The organism is Streptomyces sp. NPDC051018, assembly GCF_044456085.1.
GTDB lineage: Bacteria > Actinomycetota > Actinomycetes > Streptomycetales > Streptomycetaceae > Streptomyces.
The window spans coordinates 193,142-211,478 of the sequence record NZ_JBITFN010000012.1; the positions used below are offsets into that span (position 1 = coordinate 193,142).

The window sequence follows — 18,337 nt, forward strand, 5'->3', positions numbered from 1 at the left end:
GTCAGGCCGGCAGCGGAGCGCCGAAGTCCGCGATCCGTTCTCCCAGCATGAAGTCGGGGTCGACCTGGGCTGCCAGGTCGGCCCCCGTCCTGGCGTTGCCCCAGCTCTCGGCGTTCTTCAGATGGAAGTGCACCATCTGGCTGGTGTAGCGCTCCCAGTCGCGGTCGTCGTAGGTGTCCTCCGCGGTGTTCTGGAGGGTCTGGAGCGCCATGCGGTTGTCCGCCTCCAGCAGTTCGAAGCGCTGCGGCCGGCCCTTCTCCATCGCCCGCACCCAGTCGGAGTGGCCGACGGTGACGAGCAGGTCCTCGCCGACCTCCTCCTGGAGGAACTCCAGGTCGTCCCGGTTCTGCACCTTGTTGCCCACGACCTTCAGAGCGACGCCGTAGTCCCGCGCGTACTCCCGGTACTGGCGGTAGACGGAGACACCCTTACGGGTCGGCTCGGCCACCAGGAACGTCATGTCGAAGCGGGTGAACATCCCGGAGGCGAAGGAGTCCGACCCCGCGGTCATGTCGACGACCACGTACTCGTCGAACCCGTCGACGAGGTGGTTCAGGCACAGCTCCACCGCACCGACCTTGGAGTGGTAGCACGCCACCCCGAGGTCCGACTCCGTGAACGGGCCGGTCGCCATCAGCCGGATGTCTCCGTCGTCGAGCCGGACCGTGCGCGCGCAGGCTTGGTAGACCGGGTTGTCCTCCTGTACGCGCAGCAGCCGGGAGCCCGCGCCGGGCGGGGTGGTCTTGATCATGGTCTCGGCGGAGGCGATCCGCGGGTTGGAGCCCCGCAGATACTCCTTGATCAGCGGCAGATGCGCGCCCATGGCTGGCAGTGCGGCGGCCTCCGGCTCATCGAGCCCGAGCGCGGCCCCCAGGTGCTGGTTGATGTCCGCGTCCACCGCGACCACGGGGGCTTCATTGGCTGCCAGATGGCGGATGAACAGCGACGACAGCGTCGTCTTGCCGCTGCCGCCCTTCCCTACGAAAGCGATCTTCATGTTCACCTAGGGTAGAGGCTTGATCCCCGGGAGTCGTCAACGTGCGTGAAGAAGACCACTCCAAGGAGGGGCGTGCGCCGAGGGCGCGTAGCCTCGCTGCCTATGAGCACGAATGCCACGCCCGCCTCGCCGGACCCCTCTCCCGCCCCGGGACCGCCGGGTTCCCCGGTGCCCCCGGGGCCCTCGGATCAGCCGGGGGGCGGGCCCGGTTCCCCGGCGTCACCGGTTCCGCCGGGTGCGCGGGCCCCGTCGGCCGACCCGCTTGCCGCTCTCGGCGCGCTGCCGGGGGTCGCCGACTCCGTGGACTCCGTACGCAAGGCGGTCGACCGGGTCTACGGGCACCGGATCATGCGCAGACGGAGCCATGAGATCACCTCGGAGGCGGCGCTGCGCGGGGCGCGTGGTTCTGCCGCGATGTCCGGCGCGGACTGGGCGCTGGAGGAGGTCCGCAGGCGTACCGACTTCAGCGGCGACCCCGAGGCCCGTACGGTCGGCGCGGCGCTCCGGCTGACCGCCGAGGCCGGTCAACTCCTCTCCGTCTGGCGGCAGTCACCGCTGCGGGTACTGGCGCGGCTCCATCTGGTGGCGGCCGGCGGTGTCGGTGACGACCAAGCCGTGGGGCGGCCGCGACTGGTGGGGGAGCCGGTCGACGAGCCGCTGATCGAGGCTCCGCTTCCGGACGCGGACGAGGTGAGCGGCAGGCTGGACGGTCTGGCCGGGCTGATCGTCGCGGGCGGCTCCGCCCCGGCTCTGGTGATCGCGGCCGTCGTCCACGGCGAGCTGCTGGCGCTGCGGCCCTTCGGCTCGCACAACGGCCTGGTCGCACGTGCCGCCGAGCGGATCGTCCTGGTCGGCAGCGGGCTGGACCCGAAGTCGGTCTGCCCCGCGGAGGTCGGGCACGCGGAGCAGGGCCGGGAGGCGTATACGGCCGCCTTCGGCGGATATCTGTCGGGCACCCCGGAGGGCATGGCCGCCTGGATCGCCCACTGCGCGCGCTCGGTGGAGCTGGGTGTCAGGGAGTCGACGGCGGTCTGCGAGGCGCTTCAGCGCGGGGCGGCCTGACGGAGCCTCTGTTTTCACTGGTCGGCGTTCAGTCAGTCGGAGTCGTCCATGGGGCCCGTGCCGGACGCGGGACGAACGGGCCGGTGTGCTCGTGGTCGGCCCACCGGCCGGCCCGTTCGGTCCGTTCGGCCTGGCGTCTGCGAAACCCCGGCGGCCGGGCGGTGCCCGGGCACCGCCCGGGGTGCCGGCGAGCGGGTGCGGTGTCCGGTGCGCCCTGGGCTCCCCGAAGCGTCTGAACAGGGTTGCGGCGGTACCGCTTCCGGTACCGCCGCTGGCATGTCCACCGAGTTACCAAGCGTCCTCGAATATGTGCCCATCAGGCCGGGACTCTGCCCGTCACCTGGTGCGGCTGGCCCGTAATCGACGGGTCGACGTCGCGTGGGTGCTCGGCTTCCATGCTCGGTCCGTGGGGCCATCTGCGTTTTCTAGGTGATCCTTTCGGATGTCCTTGGTCTCGCGGGCCGTTGACTCCTTTGTACTCCAGCCCGGGGGGAAGCGGAACCCTTCACTGCACTTCTTTACTTTTATGTTCAAATACGGGCGGACGGGGTGAACTGGGCGAACTGGTTGAGCTTCCGTGTCATGATCCGCTCGGCGGCGGTCCGGGCCGCCGCGTTCCTGCGGCGGCTGGCGTACCAGACGAGCCCCGCGGTCGCCGCCGCGGCGCCCACCGCTGCCGCCGCCACCAGCGCCGGCCTCGGCGGCAGGGAGAGCGCGGGCAGCCGCTGCTTCAGCCGGACCGGCCGGTTGAAGACGAGAATCGGCCAGTCCCGGGCGGTCGCCTCCCGGCGCAGCGCGCGATCCGGATTCACCGCGTACGGATGTCCGACGGATTCCAGCATCGGCACATCCGTGACGGAGTCGCTGTAGGCATAGCACCGGGAAAGGTCGTAACCCTCGGACTCCGCCAGCTCCTTGATGGCTTCCGCTTTTGTCGGGCCGTAAGCGTAGTACTCCACTTCACCCGTGAAACGGCCGTCGTCGCCGACCACCATCCGGGTGGCCACCACCCGGTCCGCGCCGAGGAGCTCGCCGATCGGCTCCACCACCTCGGCGCCCGAGGTGGACACGATGACGACATCGCGGCCGGCCGTGTGGTGCTCCTCGATGAGGGACGCCGCCTCGTCGTAGATGATCGGGTCGATCAGATCGTGAAGGGTCTCGGCGACGATCTCCCTCACCTGCTGGACGTTCCAGCCCTTGCAGAGCGCGGAGAGGTACTCCCGCATCCGCTCCATCTGGTCGTGATCGGCGCCGCCCGCGAGAAAAACGAACTGGGCATAGGCGGTCCGCAGGACGGCCCGTCGGTTGATCAGGCCGCCTTGGTAGAAGGACTTGCTGAAGGTCAGCGTCGAGGACTTCGCAATGACCGTCTTGTCCAGGTCAAAGAAGGCAGCTGTGCGAGGCAAGGAGTGGTTATCCACGAGCAGAGCATAGGTGGCCGCCATTCGGCGTACGCGGGGGCGTGTGGGTTTGCCTGAGAAGGCTCTCGGGTACACCATGGAAGTCACGGATCGTTCGCGACCGTGCTAACCCGGTCCGGCTCCTCCCCCCCCGAGTCGGCCGGAGAGACGACCCCCGCTCTCCCCCCCGGCGGGGGTCGTCGCATGTCCGGGCGGGTTTCTGCCGTCGGGTCGAGATCAACTTCCATGAGTCTTTCCTTCCGTCGGTTCCGCTTGCAGGGCCTTCCCCTCACTCTGCATCGTCACTGTGCGTAGCGGAAGGGGTGCTCTCCGGGAGTCACTGGTATGAGCTACCGAGTTATTCACAGGCAGGTAGTTGTCCACAGTTTTTCAGCAAGATCCACACGATTTTCCAGTGCCCCGCACCGTGATTCCACCCGCGTAGTCCGCGGGTGCCGGGAATCACGGATCTCGTATCGCAGCGAGATCGAATCAAGCGAGGGGCGGAGATCGTGGCCGGATCCATCACATCGAAGAGGGACCCCGTCGTCGAAGGTCGGCGGGACCGACCTCTGATCGTCACCGAGGACGTGGAGCTGCTGGACGATCTGCTGCGGCTGTGCGCCGCGGCGGGCGCCGAGCCGGACGTCCACCACCGGGTGCCGGAGCACGCGGACGACTGGCAGGGGCCACCCCTCGTCCTCGTCGGTGACGACGCGGCCGCGCGCTGCCGGGGCGCCACCCGCAGGCGCGGTGTGCTGCTCGTCGGGCGGGATCAGGACGCCCCCGACGTCTGGCGCCATGCCGTGGAGATCGGTGCGGACTGCGTGCTGAGGCTGCCCGACGCGGAGGGCTGGCTCGTCGACCGTATCGCCGATGTCGTCGAGGGCGTGGGCGAGCAGGCGCTGACTGTCGGGGTGATCGGCGGCCGGGGTGGTGCCGGGGCGTCAACACTGGCCTGCGCGCTGGCCGTCACCTCCGCGCGGTCCGGCCGGCGCACCATGCTCGTCGACGGCGACCCGCTCGGCGGCGGTATCGATGTACTGCTCGGCGGTGAGTGTGCCGAGGGCAGACGGTGGCCGGATTTCGCCGCCTCCAAGGGGCGGGTGGCCGGTGGCGCGCTGGAGGAGTCGCTGCCCGAACTGCACCGGCTGCGGGTACTCAGCTGGGACCGGGGGGATGCGGTCGTGGTCCCGCCCGAGGCGATGCGCTCGGTGCTGGCCGCCGCCCGCAGGCGCGGCGGAGTGGTCGTCGTCGATCTGCCGCGCCGCGTCGACGAGGGTGTCGCGGAGGCTCTGGCCCAGCTCGACGTGGGGCTGCTGGTCGTGCCGGGCGAACTGCGGGCGGTCGCCGCCGCCGGCCGAGTGGCGTCGCTGGCTGGGATGGTTCTCCAGGATCTTCGCGTGGTGACCCGCGGGCCGTATGCCCCGGGGCTGGACGACCAGTGGGTGGCGGCCGCGCTGGGGCTGCCCCTCGTGGGTGAACTGCCCTGGGAGCCCGCCCTGTCGGCGGCCGAGGACACGGGCGCGCCCCCGGGAGGCGACCGCGGTCCGCTGGCCGGGTTCTGCGCGGCTTTCTGGGACAGGGCCCTGGCAGGAGGTGCGCTGTCATGAGCACAGGACTGCTGGACGCGGTGCGGCAGCGTCTCGCGGAGAGCGGGGCCGAACCGACCCCCGCACGGGTCGCGGCCGCCCTGCGGGCCCAGGGGCGGCTGCTCGGGGACGCCGAAGTCCTCGGCGGGACGGAGACGTTGAGGTGCGAGCTGGTGGGGACCGGGCCGCTGGAGCCCCTGCTCGGCGACCCTTCCGTGACCGATGTCCTCGTGTCCGCGCCCGACCGGGTCTGGGTGGACCGGGGCCGCGGTCTCGAACGGACCGGGGTGACCTTCACGGACGCGGCGTCCGTGCGCCGGCTCGCCCAGCGGCTCGCCGCCGTCGCGGGCCGTCGGCTGGACGACGCCCGCCCGTGGGTGGACGCCCGGCTGCCGGACGGGACCCGGATGCACGCCGTGATCCCTCCGGTGGCGGTCGGGTCCACCTGTCTGTCGCTGCGGGTGGTGCGCCCCCGGGCGTTCTCGATGGAGGAGCTGACGGCGGCGGGGACGGTGCCCCCGGGTGGTGACCGGGTGCTGCGGGCGCTGATCGAGGCCCGGCTGTCTTTCCTGATCAGCGGGGGCACGGGCACAGGGAAGACGACGCTCCTGGCCGGCCTGCTCGGGCTCGTGGGGGAGCGCGAGCGGATCGTCATCGCCGAGGACTCGGCCGAGCTGCGGCCCGACCATCCGCATGTGGTGCGGCTGGAGTCCCGCACGGCCAACCAGGAGGGCGCCGGCGGGGTCACCCTGCGGGACCTGGTACGCCAGGCCCTGCGGATGCGGCCGGACCGGCTGGTCGTCGGTGAGGTCAGGGGTGCCGAGGTCACCGAACTCCTCAACGCGCTGAACACCGGTCACGAGGGCGGCTGCGGCACGGTCCACGCGAACGCGGCAGCGGATGTGCCGGCCCGTCTGGAAGCCCTCGGGACGGCCGCCGGACTCGACCGGGCCGCGCTCCACAGCCAGCTCGCGGCGGCCCTGTCGGTGGTGATCCATCTCGTACGGGACCGGGCCGGCCACCGGCGGATCGCCGAGGTCCATGTGCTGGAGCGGGACCCGGCCGGGCTGGTGGTCACCGTGCCCGCACTGCGGTGGGGAGCGGACGCCTTCGTCCGGGAGCGGGGCTGGGAGCGGCTCGGCGCGATGATCGGGGGTGCGCGGTGATCACCCGGGAACCGATGTACGCGGCGGCCCTGTGCGCGGGAGCGGCCGCCTGGTTCATCGGCGGCCGGGATCGGGGACAGGTGCGTGCGCGGCTGCTGGTCGCCGGGGCCACGGTCCAGGAACCGCCGCCGTGGTCGTGGGAGCGGCTGGTGCCGGTGGTGCGGCTCCGGCCGGAGTGGCTGTGCCTTCCGGTGGCGCTGCTCCTGTCCGTGCTGGGGGAGTCCGTCCTGCCGCTGCTCGCCGGTGCGGTGGCGGTGCCCCTGGTGAGGCGTCGGCTGGCGGCCCGGGAGCGCGGGCGGGAGCGCGAGCGCCGGGCCGCCGCGGTGATCGACCTCTGCGGGGCCGCCGCCGGGGAACTGAGAGCCGGACTCCAGCCGGGGCCGGCTCTGGTCGCCGCCGGAACCGGCGGAGCGCTCGGGGAGGCCGAACCGGCCGTGATCGCGGCGGCCCGCTTCGGCGGCGATGTGCCGCAGGCGCTCCGGGCGGCGGCGCGGGAGCCGGGCGCGGACGGACTGGCCGGTGTCGCGGCCTGCTGGCGGGTGGCCGTGGACAGCGGTGCCGGTCTGGCGGCCGGGCTCGACCGTCTGGAGGCGGCCCTGCGGGCGGACCGGGACCAACGGGACGACCTGACCGCCCAGTTGGCGGGAGCGCGGTCCACGATCGGCCTGCTGGCCCTGCTCCCGGTGGTGGCGCTGGCCATGGGCTGGGCCATGGGGGCCGACCCGCTGCGCGTACTGCTGCATACACCGGCGGGCCTGATGTGCCTGCTGATCGGCGCGGTGCTGGAGGCCGCCGGTCTGTGCTGGGCGGCGCGCATCGTGAGGGGAAGGCGGGCCCGATGACCTGGGATGCCGTCCACCGGCAGGCGGCGGTGGTCTACCTGCTCGCCCTGATGGTCCCTCTGGCCCGTGCCATCGCCGCACGACGCCTCGGCCGCCGGACGCGAGGGAGGGGCGAAGCGCTCTTCGCGGCGGAGCGGCCGCCTCGCGGACGGCGGCCGGAGTACGGGATGCGGATCAGGCGCTGGGCGCCACCCGCGAGCGCGGTGATCACCGGGTACGTCCTGGTCGGAGGTGCGCTGGGCCTTGCGGCCGGAGTGGCGGCGGCCTATGCCGTACACCGCTGGCGGCTCACCCGGCGGCCCGCCCCGGCGGGCGAGGAGCCTGACGAAAGGCTGCCCCTCGCCGCCGACCTGCTCGCGGCCTGCGTCTCGGCGGGGGCGGGCCCGCGTGAGGCGGCCGAGGCCGTCGGCGAGTCCCTGGGCGGCCCGCTCGGCGAACGGCTGCTGACCACGGCGGCCGAACTGCGCCTCGGCGGCGAACCCGCCCGGGCGTGGGGAGGGTTCGCCCGGATACCCGGCGCGCTCGAACTGGCCCGCTGTCTGGAACGGGCCGACACCACGGGCGCCCCGGCCGCGGAGGCCGTGTCACGGCTGGCCCGGCGCCTGCGGGCCGCCCGGTCCCGTGCGGCGATGGCACACGCCCGTCGCGCCCAGGTCCTGATCACCGCGCCGGTGGGGCTGTGTTTCCTGCCCGCCTTTCTCGCGGTCGGCGTGGCACCGGTCGTCATCGGGCTGGCCCGCGGACTGATCGGCGGCGGGTGAACCAGGACCGCAAAGACCGCGAATAACGCAAGAACCTCACAACCGAACGGGAACTGACCGAGAACTCATGGGGGTTGACATGGTGAATCCGGTACATCGGGTGAATCCGGTACGGACATGGCTGCGGGCACTGTCCCGGGCGGGGCGGCGCCGGGACGCGGGCATGACCACGTCCGAGTACGCGATGGGGACGATCGCCGCCTGCGCCTTCGCGGCCGTGCTCTACAAGATCGTCACCAGTGGCGCTGTCTCGGACGCGCTGCGGTCGGTGATCGGGAAGGCGCTCGATGTGCAGTTCTGAGGCGCGTGACCGAGGGTCGGTGACGGCGGAGGCGGCCGTGGCCCTGCCTGCCCTGGTGGCCTTCGTCATGGCGCTGGTGTGGGCGCTCACCGCGGCATCCGCCCAGATCCGGTGTGTGGACGCGGCCCGCGCCGGGGCCCGGGCGATGGCCAGGTCCGAACCCAGGGAGAGTGCCGTGGCCGTCGCCCGCTCGGCCGCGCCCGAGGGGGCCCGGATCGCCGTGCGGCGTGAGGGAGACCTGTGGCTCGTCCGGGTGGAGGCCCCGACACCGGGCCCGGGCGCCCTCGCCCTGACCCTCACCGCCGAGGCGGCGGCCCACACGGAGGAGGCGGTGCCGTCATGACCGGGGGAGCCGTGGGCGGATGCGGTGTCCGGGAGCCCGGGGAGCCGGGGCCGCGGGGTGGACGGGAGGGCACCTCGATGAAAAGCACGAGAAACATCGGAGGTCCCGGAGGTCCCGGGGGTGCGGTGGGCGCCGGGCGGCCCGGGCGCCTGAGGTGGACCGGGCCGCCCGGGTGGGCCCTGGGTCTGCGGCGGTCCGGAGGCTGTCGGGGCACTCGGGACATCCGGGGCACCTGGCTCAGGAGACGGACAGTGCCCGTCGGGGACAGCGCGGACGGCGGAGACAGCGGAGACGGCGGGGACGCTCGGGCCCCGAGGCCGGCCCGGGGCGCAGGCAAGCGCGATCGGGGTGCCGCGACCGTGTGGGCGGCCCTCGCGGCGACCGTCCTGTGCGCCGTGTTCGGGACCGTCCTGGCGATGGGCCAGATCGTGGTGGCGCGTCATCGCGCGGGGTCCGCGGCGGACTTGGCTGCGCTGGCCGCCGCAGACCACGCTGTGGAAGGCCGTGCGGCGGCGTGTGCCAGGGCGGCGGAGGTGGCCCGCGCCCAGGGGGTGACGGTCGTCCGCTGTGTGATCCGCGGTGAGGTCTCGGAGGTGACGGCTGAGGCCCGGCTCGGCCCCTACACCCCGTCCGTCAGATCCCGGGCCGGCCCGGCAGGGCGCGCCGCCCCCGTGGAAGCCCCTGTGCCGCCCTCTCCGGCGCTCAGGGCACCCTCCCGGGCCCGCTTGTCCCACCACGTCGTTCACGCCGGGGGAGGGCCACTCACAGGCTTCTCCCGGCTCCTGGAGCGCCGCCGGCCCACCGTCCTCCGGGGCGCTCCGGGGAGGCACCCGGGCCCGTGGACATCCCGGAGCCCCGGACTCCCGGCCCGGCACGCCTGGCCGGGTCGACTCCCTCCGGCGGTACGAGGAGGCGCCGCCGCTCTCCTCCCCTCCCGGTCCCACGGGCCCCCGGGCCTTCCTGGGCTCACGCAACGCCGGGGGCACCGTCTCCCGCCGGCACCGGGCGTACCCGCCGGACCGGGCCCGGCCACGCCCACGTCCATGCCGCTCGCCGTCCGCCCAAGTGCCGTATGCCCGTCCGCCGTGCGCCCAAGTGCCGTATGCCCGTCCGCCGTGCGTCCGGGTGCCGTCCGCCCAGGTGTCGTCCGCTCAGGTGTCGTCCGCTGGTGCCGCACCCCTCAGCAGCTCCGTCAGCAGCCGCACCGCACCGCGCTTGTGCAACGGCTCGTTGCCGTTGCCGCACTTGGGGGACTGGATGCAGGACGGACATCCCGCCTCGCACTCGCACGAGGCGATGGCCTCGCGCGTCGCGGTGAGCCAGTCACGGGCCGTGTGGAAGGCCCGCTCGGCGAACCCCGCGCCACCCGGATGCCCGTCGTACACGAACACCGTCGGCAGCAGGGTGTCCGGGTGCAGCGGGACGGAGACCCCGCCGATGTCCCAGCGGTCGCAGGTCGCGAAGAGCGGCAGCATTCCGATGGAGGCGTGCTCGGCCGCGTGCAGGGCGCCGCCCAGCTGCTCCGGATTGATCCGGGCCGCGTCCAGCTGTTCCTCGGTGACGGTCCACCACACGGCCCGGGTCCGCAGGGTGCGCGGCGGCAGATCGAGCTTGGTCTCGCCGAGCACCTCCCCGGTGATGAGCCTGCGGCGCAGGAAGGAGACGACCTGGTTGGTGACCTCGACCGAGCCGTGGCACAGGCGCCCCCCGCCCCAGGGGATCTCGGTGTCGGTCGTGAGCACGGAGACGGAGGTGGTGTCACGGGCGGTGGTGGAGTACGGCGGGACCGCCTCCTCGACGAGGGCGACGGAGCCGTGGGGATCCGTCAGGTCCAGTCTGCGCACCAGATACGTACGGCCCTGGTGGAGGTGGACGGCCCCCTCGTGGACCGTGGTGTGGGCGGCGGATTCGTCGACGGTGCCCAGCAGCCGGCCGGTGCCCTCCTCGACGATCTGGACGGGGCGGCCCCCACCGCCCCGGATGTCGGTGAGGTCGGCCGCCCGCTCCCGGCGGGTCCAGTGCCAGCCCGACGACCGGCGCCGCAGCAGCCTCGCGGCCTCCAGCTGCGGCAACAGATCGCCGGTCGCGGGGCCGAAGAGCTCCAGATCGGCCTCGGTGAGCGGGAGTTCGGCGGCCGCGGCGCACAGGTGGGGCGCGAGGACATACGGATTGTCGGGATCGAGGACGGTGGACTCCACGGGCTGCCGGAACAGTGCCTCGGGGTGGTGTACGAGGAAGGTGTCCAGCGGGTCGTCACGGGCGATCAGTACGGCCAGCGCACCCTGCCCGGCGCGTCCCGCCCGGCCGGCCTGCTGCCACAGGGACGCCCGGGTGCCGGGATATCCGGCGATGAGGACGGCGTCGAGGCCGGCGACGTCCACGCCCAGTTCCAGGGCGGTCGTGGCGGCGAGGCCGAGGAGTTCGCCGGAGTGCAGGGCCCGTTCCAGGGCGCGGCGCTCCTCGGGGAGATAGCCGCCCCGGTACGCGGCCACCCGCGGGGGCAGCGAGAGATCCACCTCGGCCAGGCGCTCCTTGCTGATCACGGAGATCAGCTCGGCGCCCCGCCGGGAGCGTACGAAGGCCACCGTGCGGACCCCCTGCACGGTCAGATCGGTGAGGAGGTCGGCGGTCTCCGTGGTGGCGGTGCGGCGGACCGGTGCGCCCTTCTCGCCGTGGAGTTCGGTGAGCGGGGGCTCCCAGAGGGCGAAGACGAGTTCACCGCGCGGCGAGGCGTCGTCGGAGACCTCCCGGACGGGCAGCCCCGTGAGCCGCCTGGCCGCCACCGCCGGTTCCGCCGCGGTGGCGGAGGCGAGGAGGAAGACCGGATTCGCACCGTAGCGGGCGCATATCCGGCGGAGCCGGCGCAGGACCTGGGCGACATGGGAGCCGAAGACACCCCGGTAGGTGTGGCACTCGTCGATGACGACATAGCGCAGGGCGCGCAGAAAGGAGGACCAGCGGGGGTGCGAGGGGAGGATCCCGCGGTGGAGCATGTCCGGATTGGTGAGGACGTACGTGGCGTACTGACGGACCCATTCGCGTTCCTCGACGGGGGTGTCGCCGTCGTAGACCGCGGGCCGGATCCGGTTGCCCAGGGGCGAGGCGAGGTCCTTGACCGCCCGGCACTGGTCGGCGGCCAGCGCCTTGGTCGGGGCGAGGTAGAGGGCGGTCGCGCCCCGCCCGTTCGGGGCCTCGGCGCCGTCGAGCAGGGTGCTGAGGACGGGTGCGAGATAGGCCAGCGACTTGCCCGACGCGGTGCCGGTGGCGATGACCACGGACTCGCCGTTCAGAGCGTGCTCCGCGGCGGATGCCTGGTGGGCCCAGGGACGGTCGATCCCGGCCCGCCGAATGGCGTCGATCACTTCTGGCCGGATGTGATCGGGCCAGGCGGCATGGCGGCCGGGTCTCGGGGGCAAGTGCTCCGTATGAGTGATGCGCGTAGCCCTGTTCCCGCCCGCGGCGAGCCGGTCGAGGACCGCGCCGGGGGCGGGGCGGGTTTCCCCGTTCTCGGGCGGTCGTCTGGGGCGGAGATTCTTGGCCATCGGCACCGAGTGTGTCACCGGCGTGACGGACAATGGTCTCAAGGCGTCGTGCATGGCTGCTGGTAAGTGATTGAATGCCATCGCGGCTGGCGACCGTCCTCCGGCTCCGCCGGGGAGACCTCAGGGGGCGGCCGCTCGATAGCAAGGTGCTGGAGGATCCGTGGACCTGTCCCTGTCGACTCGCAATGTGTCCGGCCCTGGTGGCGACCGTACGGTCGTCGAGGTCGGTGGCGAGATTGATGTGTATACCGCGCCCAAGCTGCGCGAGCAGTTGGTCGAGTTGGTGAACGACGGCAGCTACCACCTGGTCGTCGACATGGAGGGCGTCGACTTCCTCGACTCCACCGGACTCGGCGTCCTGGTGGGCGGCCTGAAGCGCGTGCGCGCGCATGAGGGCTCGCTGCGCCTGGTCTGCAACCAGGAGCGCATTCTCAAGATCTTCCGGATCACGGGTCTCACCAAGGTGTTCCCGATCCACACCACGGTCGACGATGCCGTCGCGGCCACCGACTGAGGTCGGCCCGGGACTTTCCGAGACCACCGGAAGAGGAGGGGTACCGGGCAGCCAGCCCGGGCCCCCGAGATGCACGCCCGTACGTCCGAGGGGGATGGCATGGCCACCGTCGAACTTCGTTTCAGCGCTCAGCCCGAGCATGTGAGGACCGCCCGCTTGGTGGCCGCTGCCGTGGCGCGCCGGGCGGGGGTCGACGAGGCAGTGCTGGACGAGGTCCGGCTCGCGGTCGGTGAGGCGTGCAGCCGTGCTGTGGGGCTGCATCGCGGCCATGGCATCACGGCCCCCATCAAGGTCGTGCTGACCGAGGAGGACAAGACCTTCTCGATCGAGGTGGGGGACGAGGTCCCCGGCCCGGGCACCGAGGGATCCCGGAGCGGATCCGGCGGGCGCGTCGGCGGTGACGAGGAGGCCGAGGGCGAGGACGAGATGGGCCTGGCGGTGATCAGCGGGCTCGTCGACGACATGGAGGTCTCCACCAGCGACGAGGGCGGTGTAATCCGTATGAGCTGGCCGACGGCGCCCGTCAGCGCCCTGCCCTGATCCCGCGGGGACCCCCGACCCCGTTCTCGTACGGCGGTCCCGGCGGTCCATTTGTGTGAAGAGGCCCTGCTCAGCAGGGCCTCTTTCGTTTTATATCTAGATCATTTCATAGATCATCGATCATGTGTCAATGCCTTTGCCCCATTACTTCTTTCGGGGTCGCTTGGGGAACCTGATCATTTGCTGGATGGCAAGCGAAGGTCAATTGCATTTGTCGTGCCCTGTTTAGATCGGGTTCCGCTCCCTACAATCCGTCCACATCTTGAGCTCTGAACGACGTCAAGGAGGACGAATGGCGGGGCTCTTTAAAACGGAAATGATCGATCATCCGACTTCCCTCTCGGCCGCGGTGCTGACAAACGACAATCGAATGATCGTCGTCGTCATCGCCGTGGTGGCGCTGGCGGCTCTGGTCGTGGCCCAGCTGCTGGTACGCCAGGTGCTGGCCGCCGACGAGGGCACCGACTCCATGAAGAAGATCGCGGCGGCGGTACAGGAAGGCGCGAATGCCTATCTGGCACGGCAGTTGCGCACCCTCGGCATCTTCGCCGTCGTGGTGTTCTTCCTGCTGTTGCTTCTTCCGGCGGACGACTGGTCACAGCGTGCCGGACGCTCGGTGTTCTTCCTGGTGGGTGCGCTTTTCTCGGCGGCCACCGGATACATCGGTATGCGTCTTGCCGTACGGGCCAATGTGCGTGTGGCCGCAGCCGCGCGTGAGGCGACTCCGGCAAAAGGCGAGCCGGAAAAGGATCTGACGGCCGTGGCGCACAAGGCCATGAAGATCGCATTCCGTACGGGAGGTGTGGTCGGCATGTTCACGGTGGGCCTCGGCCTGCTGGGTGCCTCCTGTGTCGTCCTCGTCTACGCCGCCGACGCCCCCAAGGTCCTGGAGGGCTTCGGCCTCGGCGCTGCCCTGATCGCCATGTTCATGCGGGTCGGGGGAGGCATCTTCACCAAGGCCGCCGACGTCGGCGCCGACCTCGTCGGCAAGGTCGAGCAGGGCATCCCCGAGGACGACCCGCGCAACGCCGCCACCATCGCCGACAATGTGGGCGACAACGTCGGCGACTGCGCGGGCATGGCCGCGGACCTCTTCGAGTCGTACGCCGTCACGCTGGTCGCGGCCCTCATCCTCGGCAAGGCGGCCTTCGGCGACGCCGGACTCGCCTTTCCGCTGATCGTTCCGGCGATCGGGGTGCTCACCGCGATGATCGGCATCTTCGCGGTCGCCCCGCGGCGCGCCGACCGGAGCGGTATGACCGCCATCAACCGCGGATTCTTCATCTCCGCGGTGATCTCCCTCGTCCTCGTGGCCGTGGCCGTCTTCCTCTATCTGCCCTCCTCCTACGCCGATCTGGAGGGTGTGACCGAGGCCGCCATCAGTTCGCACGGCGGCGATCCGCGGATACTGGCGCTCGTCGCCGTTGCGATCGGCATCGTGCTGGCGGCTCTGATCCAGCAGCTCACCGGCTACTTCACCGAGACCAGCCGCCGTCCGGTGAAGGACATCGGCAAGTCCTCGCTGACCGGCCCGGCGACCGTGATCCTCGCCGGTATCTCCATCGGGCTGGAGTCCGCCGTCTACACGGCGCTGCTGATCGGGCTGAGTGTGTACGGGGCGTTCCTGCTCGGCGGCACATCGATCATGCTGGCCCTCTTCGCGGTGGCGCTGGCCGGTACCGGTCTGCTCACCACCGTCGGCGTCATCGTCGCCATGGACACCTTCGGACCCGTCTCCGACAACGCGCAGGGCATCGCCGAGATGTCCGGTGACGTCGAGGGCGCGGGCGCGCAGGTGCTCACCGACCTGGACGCCGTCGGCAACACCACCAAGGCCATCACCAAGGGGATCGCCATCGCCACCGCCGTACTGGCGGCCGCCGCGCTCTTCGGCTCGTATCGCGATGCCATCGCGACCGCGGCCAGGGACGTCGGTGAGAAGGTCGGGGACGGCGCGCCCCTGAATCTCGTCATGGACATCTCCCAGCCCAACAACCTGGTCGGGCTGGTCCTCGGCGCGGCGGTCGTCTTCCTCTTCTCGGGGCTGGCGATCAACGCGGTCTCCCGCTCGGCGGGGGCGGTGGTCTACGAGGTGCGGCGGCAGTTCCGCGAGCACCCCGGGATCATGGACTACTCCGAGAAGCCCGAGTACGGGCGGGTCGTCGACATCTGCACCAAGGACGCGCTCAGGGAACTCGCCACCCCGGGGCTCCTCGCCGTGCTGACCCCGATCGTGGTCGGGTTCTCCCTCGGTGTGGGGGCGCTCGGCGCGTTCCTCGCGGGCGCGATCGGCACCGGCACCCTGATGGCGGTCTTCCTCGCGAACTCCGGAGGCGCCTGGGACAACGCCAAAAAGCTCGTCGAGGACGGCAGCCACGGCGGCAAGGGCAGCGAGGCCCATGCCGCGACCGTCATCGGCGACACCGTCGGCGACCCGTTCAAGGACACGGCCGGACCGGCGATCAACCCCCTGCTGAAGGTGATGAACCTGGTGGCGCTGCTGATCGCGCCCGCGGTGATCCAGTTCAGCTACGGGGACGACGCCAGCGCCCCGGTCAGGGCCCTGGTGGCGGTCCTCGCCATCCTGGTCATCGTCGGGGCCGTCTACATCTCCAAGCGGCGGGGCATCGCCGTCGGGGACGACGAGACCGGTTCCGCCGAGCGCAATGCCACATCGTCCGACCCCGCGACCGTGACCTAGGGCCCGGCAGGATCCATCGGGCGCGCCCCGGTCCGGTCACAGCACGAGACCGGATCCGAACCCCCTCAGCACTCCCACTTCCGCTCAAGAGGCGAACGGACGGCGTGTCCTGACACGCCGTCCGTTCGTTTGCCCGCTCCGGGTGAGTCTTGTCTCCCTTGGTGCAAATGGTTACAAGAGTGGATGAACCCGGCGACTGGCATGCGTTTGCCGCCCACACGGCGTGTATGTTCCGGGGCGCGAGGAGCCTTGGAAGGGACCGAATCCGGTGAACAAGAAGCTTGCGGCCGCCCTGTCCGGCAGCGTCGTACTGGTACTGGCACTGTCCGGTTGCGGCGGTGATGACAAGGACTCGGTCGACGACTGGGCCGCGAAGTACTGCGATCTGGCGAAGCCGCAGATCCAGAAGCAGGCCCAGGTCGAACAGCTCATCCGCTCGACCGCGTCGGACGGCAAGCCGGGCGACATCCAGGCCGCCGACTCCAAGGCCTTCCAGGACCTCTCCGATGTGAACAAGGCGTTCGCCGCCGCCTACCGCACCGCCGGGCAGACCCCCGTCAAGGAGGACCGCGAGTTGGTGGACGCGGCCGTCGCCGAATTCGACGCCAACGCCAAGTCGTATCTCGACCTGAAGAAGCAGATCGACGCGCTCGACGCGCAGGACCAGCAGAAGTTCGCGGACGGTCTGAAGCCGATCGCCGACGGGCTGGCGAAGATCGAGCAGAACCGCGCCGCGTGGAACAAGCTGCGGGTGAGCACCACGGGCAAGGCGATGGCGAAGCAGCCGGGCTGCAAGCCGGTCGCGCCGCCGAGCCCCAAGGCGGTCTCGGCTCCGTAGGACCGCCGCTGCCGGGCCGCCGGGTGCGCCCGGCGCGAGAGGTCCCGGTCCGGGGGCCGGCCGCTCTCCGGGCCCGGCCCAGCCCGGGCCGGGCTGAGCTGAGCCCTCGGGCCGAGCCGGGGCGGGGGCGGCGATTGTCAGTGGCGGCGGACACAATGGTCGGGTGAGTACGACCCGTGCCGTTCCGGACATCCCCTCGCCCGACCACGCGCTCAGGCTGCGCGAGGCCCTTCTCGCCGGCGATTTCACCGCCGACGGGCTGCTCGACCTGCTCGGCGCCTCCGCGTACGCGGCGCTCGCCCGCAGCGAGACCGTGCCCGCACAGCGCGCCACCCGGGGGGACGGTCCCCTGCAGACCCTGGTCCGGCTGTTCCTGCTCCAGCGGCCCGTGGCGTACGACAGAGCCCGGGCCGCCCTGCCGCTGGAGGAGTGCCTCGCCGGCGGCTGGGTGGTGCGCGACGGTGACTCGCTCCGCGCCACGGTGGACGTACGGCCCTACGGCGGGCCCGAGGGGCAGGACTGGTTCATCGTCTCCGACCTCGGGTGCGCGGTCGGCGGCGCGGCGGGCGCGGGCGGTCAGGGCGCGGGGGTCGTCCTGGGTGTCGGCGGCGCGTCCACGACCCTCGCCGGGATCACGGTCCGTACGCCGGTGGAGTCCGCCCTCGACCTCGGCACCGGATCCGGCATCCAGGCGCTGCACGCGGCGCAGCACGCCACCCGGGTCACGGCCACCGATCTGAACCCGCGCGCCCTGGCCTTCACCCGGCTCACGCTCGCGCTCTCCGGCGCGCCCGGGGCCGAGCTGCGGGAGGGTTCCCTCTTCGAGCCTGCCGGGGAGGACCGGTACGACCTGATCGTGTCGAACCCGCCGTTCGTGATCTCGCCCGGGGCCGTGGACGGCGGCACCCGTCTGACATACCGGGACGGTGGAATGGGTGGGGACGATCTGTGCCGCTCACTCGTTCAGCAGGCGGGCGGCCGGCTGAATCACGGGGGGTTCGCCCAGTTCCTCGCCAACTGGCAGCACGTGGAGGGCGAGGAGTGGCAGGACCGGCTGCGCTCCTGGGTGCCGCGCGGGTGCGATGCCTGGATCGTGCAGCGCGAGGTGCAGGACATCACGCAGTACGCCGAGCTGTGGCTGCGCGACAGCGGCGACCACCGGGGGGACCCGGGGGCGTACGCGGCGCGGTACGGGGCATGGCTGGACGAGTTCGAGGCGCGCGGGACCAAGGCGGTCGGCTTTGGCTGGATCACCCTGCGGAGATCGGACTCCGGTCGGCCCTCGGTCGTCGTGGAGGAGTGGCCGCACCCGGTGGAGCAGCCGCTCGGCGAGAGCGTACGGGCCCACTTCGCCCGCCAGGAGTATCTGCGCACCCATGACGACGCGGCCCTGCTCGCCGACCACTTCGTTCTCGCGGACGGGGTGACGCAGGAGCAGGTCGGGCTGCCGGGCGCGGAGCACCCCGAGCATGTGGTCCTGCGGCAGAGCCGGGGGATGCGGCGGGCCACCAAGGTCGACACGGTGGGGGCGGGCTTCGCCGGGGCGTGCGACGGGACGCTGAGCGCGGGCCGCATTCTGGACGCGATCGCCCAGCTCATCGAGGAGGACCCGGTCCTGCTGCGCGACCGCACCCCGCAGGCGCTCCGGCTCCTGGTGGAGGAGGGCTTCCTGGAACCGGTGACGCCGGTCGGGTAACACGCGCGGTGCTCGTGCCGGGGCCTCGCAGGGCCCCCG

At 71.8% G+C, this 18,337-nt stretch carries 15 protein-coding genes and 1 pseudogene; 13 read left to right on the forward strand and 3 right to left on the reverse strand.

Annotation, left to right across the window (positions count from 1 at the left end; genetic code table 11):
- Position 1: 1 nt before the first annotated feature.
- A complete protein-coding gene (locus tag ACIBCM_RS21950; protein ID WP_399245622.1) occupies positions 2 to 997 on the reverse strand; it encodes an ATP-binding protein in 996 nt (331 codons plus the stop codon).
- Positions 998 to 1,099: 102 nt separating this feature from the next.
- On the opposite strand from ACIBCM_RS21950, the gene ACIBCM_RS21955 reads away from it, so the two are divergent.
- Positions 1,100 to 2,059: an oxidoreductase gene (locus tag ACIBCM_RS21955; protein WP_399245624.1), complete on the forward strand. Its 960-nt coding sequence runs from the start codon at positions 1,100 to 1,102 to the stop codon at positions 2,057 to 2,059.
- Between the two features lie 530 nt (positions 2,060 to 2,589).
- On the opposite strand, the gene ACIBCM_RS21960 is transcribed toward ACIBCM_RS21955, so the two are convergent.
- Positions 2,590 to 3,507, reverse strand: a complete 918-nt coding sequence (locus tag ACIBCM_RS21960) for an HAD family hydrolase (RefSeq protein WP_399245627.1) — start codon at positions 3,505 to 3,507, stop codon at positions 2,590 to 2,592.
- A gap of 467 nt (positions 3,508 to 3,974) precedes the next feature.
- Here ACIBCM_RS21960 and ssd point away from each other — a divergent pair, with 467 nt between their 5' ends.
- The 7 genes and pseudogenes from ssd to ACIBCM_RS21995 all read left to right on the forward strand — a co-directional run.
- The gene (ssd, locus tag ACIBCM_RS21965) at positions 3,975 to 5,075 is read left to right on the forward strand and encodes a septum site-determining protein Ssd (protein WP_399245629.1); all 1,101 of its coding nucleotides are present in this window, start codon (positions 3,975 to 3,977) and stop codon (positions 5,073 to 5,075) included.
- Positions 5,072 to 6,220 carry a TadA family conjugal transfer-associated ATPase gene (locus ACIBCM_RS21970; protein WP_399245631.1) on the forward strand — a complete coding sequence of 383 codons (1,149 nt, stop codon included), beginning with the start codon at positions 5,072 to 5,074 and terminating at the stop codon, positions 6,218 to 6,220. The genes ssd and ACIBCM_RS21970 overlap by 4 nt, the downstream gene beginning before the upstream one ends.
- Before the next feature lie 14 nt (positions 6,221 to 6,234).
- Positions 6,235 to 7,062, forward strand: coding sequence for a type II secretion system F family protein (locus tag ACIBCM_RS21975; RefSeq protein WP_399245760.1), 828 nt, complete (start codon positions 6,235 to 6,237; stop codon positions 7,060 to 7,062).
- Positions 7,059 to 7,823, forward strand: a complete 765-nt coding sequence (locus ACIBCM_RS21980; RefSeq protein WP_399245633.1) for a type II secretion system F family protein — start codon at positions 7,059 to 7,061, stop codon at positions 7,821 to 7,823. Before ACIBCM_RS21975 ends, ACIBCM_RS21980 begins: the two co-directional genes overlap by 4 nt.
- 79 nt (positions 7,824 to 7,902) lie before the next feature.
- The gene (locus tag ACIBCM_RS21985) at positions 7,903 to 8,124 is read left to right on the forward strand and encodes a DUF4244 domain-containing protein (RefSeq protein WP_399245635.1); all 222 of its coding nucleotides are present in this window, start codon (positions 7,903 to 7,905) and stop codon (positions 8,122 to 8,124) included.
- Positions 8,125 to 8,161: 37 nt separating this feature from the next.
- Positions 8,162 to 8,467: a TadE family type IV pilus minor pilin gene (locus ACIBCM_RS21990; RefSeq protein WP_399245637.1), complete on the forward strand. Its 306-nt coding sequence runs from the start codon at positions 8,162 to 8,164 to the stop codon at positions 8,465 to 8,467.
- Positions 8,468 to 8,544: 77 nt separating this feature from the next.
- Positions 8,545 to 9,108, forward strand: a pseudogene (locus tag ACIBCM_RS21995) (Rv3654c family TadE-like protein); the annotation flags it as partial.
- 510 nt (positions 9,109 to 9,618) lie between these two features.
- Here the strand turns inward: ACIBCM_RS21995 and ACIBCM_RS22000 are convergent.
- Positions 9,619 to 12,090: a DEAD/DEAH box helicase gene (locus tag ACIBCM_RS22000; RefSeq protein ID WP_399245639.1), complete on the reverse strand. Its 2,472-nt coding sequence runs from the start codon at positions 12,088 to 12,090 to the stop codon at positions 9,619 to 9,621.
- Between the two features lie 79 nt (positions 12,091 to 12,169).
- Here ACIBCM_RS22000 and ACIBCM_RS22005 point away from each other — a divergent pair, with 79 nt between their 5' ends.
- The 5 genes from ACIBCM_RS22005 to ACIBCM_RS22025 all read left to right on the forward strand — a co-directional run bounded on the left by ACIBCM_RS22005 (position 12,170) and on the right by ACIBCM_RS22025 (position 18,298).
- Positions 12,170 to 12,523, forward strand: coding sequence for an STAS domain-containing protein (locus ACIBCM_RS22005; RefSeq protein ID WP_328318827.1), 354 nt, complete (start codon positions 12,170 to 12,172; stop codon positions 12,521 to 12,523).
- A gap of 99 nt (positions 12,524 to 12,622) precedes the next feature.
- Complete coding sequence (locus tag ACIBCM_RS22010; RefSeq protein WP_399245643.1) at positions 12,623 to 13,063, forward strand: ATP-binding protein; 441 nt, start codon at positions 12,623 to 12,625, stop codon at positions 13,061 to 13,063.
- A 292-nt stretch (positions 13,064 to 13,355) separates the two neighbouring features.
- Entirely contained in the window at positions 13,356 to 15,764 is a 2,409-nt protein-coding gene (locus tag ACIBCM_RS22015; RefSeq protein WP_399245645.1) for a sodium-translocating pyrophosphatase, read from the forward strand.
- 268 nt (positions 15,765 to 16,032) lie between these two features.
- Positions 16,033 to 16,602 (forward strand): small secreted protein, encoded by a 570-nt coding sequence (locus ACIBCM_RS22020; protein ID WP_399245646.1) that lies wholly within the window; start codon positions 16,033 to 16,035, stop codon positions 16,600 to 16,602.
- A 163-nt stretch (positions 16,603 to 16,765) separates the two neighbouring features.
- A complete protein-coding gene (locus ACIBCM_RS22025; RefSeq protein ID WP_399245648.1) occupies positions 16,766 to 18,298 on the forward strand; it encodes a methyltransferase in 1,533 nt (510 codons plus the stop codon).
- The last annotated feature ends 39 nt before the right edge of the window (positions 18,299 to 18,337 follow it).

Coding starts and splice junctions, on each gene's coding strand:
- ACIBCM_RS21950 (WP_399245622.1), bottom strand. CDS start 997: ATGAAGATCGCTTTCGTAGGGAAGGGCGGCAGCGGCAAGACGACGCTG.
- ACIBCM_RS21955 (WP_399245624.1), top strand. CDS start 1,100: ATGAGCACGAATGCCACGCCCGCCTCGCCGGACCCCTCTCCCGCCCCG.
- ACIBCM_RS21960 (WP_399245627.1), bottom strand. CDS start 3,507: ATGGCGGCCACCTATGCTCTGCTCGTGGATAACCACTCCTTGCCTCGC.
- ACIBCM_RS21970 (WP_399245631.1), top strand. CDS start 5,072: ATGAGCACAGGACTGCTGGACGCGGTGCGGCAGCGTCTCGCGGAGAGC.
- ACIBCM_RS21975 (WP_399245760.1), top strand. CDS start 6,235: ATGTACGCGGCGGCCCTGTGCGCGGGAGCGGCCGCCTGGTTCATCGGC.
- ACIBCM_RS21980 (WP_399245633.1), top strand. CDS start 7,059: ATGACCTGGGATGCCGTCCACCGGCAGGCGGCGGTGGTCTACCTGCTC.
- ACIBCM_RS21985 (WP_399245635.1), top strand. CDS start 7,903: ATGGTGAATCCGGTACATCGGGTGAATCCGGTACGGACATGGCTGCGG.
- ACIBCM_RS22000 (WP_399245639.1), bottom strand. CDS start 12,090: ATGGCATTCAATCACTTACCAGCAGCCATGCACGACGCCTTGAGACCA.
- ACIBCM_RS22010 (WP_399245643.1), top strand. CDS start 12,623: ATGGCCACCGTCGAACTTCGTTTCAGCGCTCAGCCCGAGCATGTGAGG.
- ACIBCM_RS22015 (WP_399245645.1), top strand. CDS start 13,356: ATGGCGGGGCTCTTTAAAACGGAAATGATCGATCATCCGACTTCCCTC.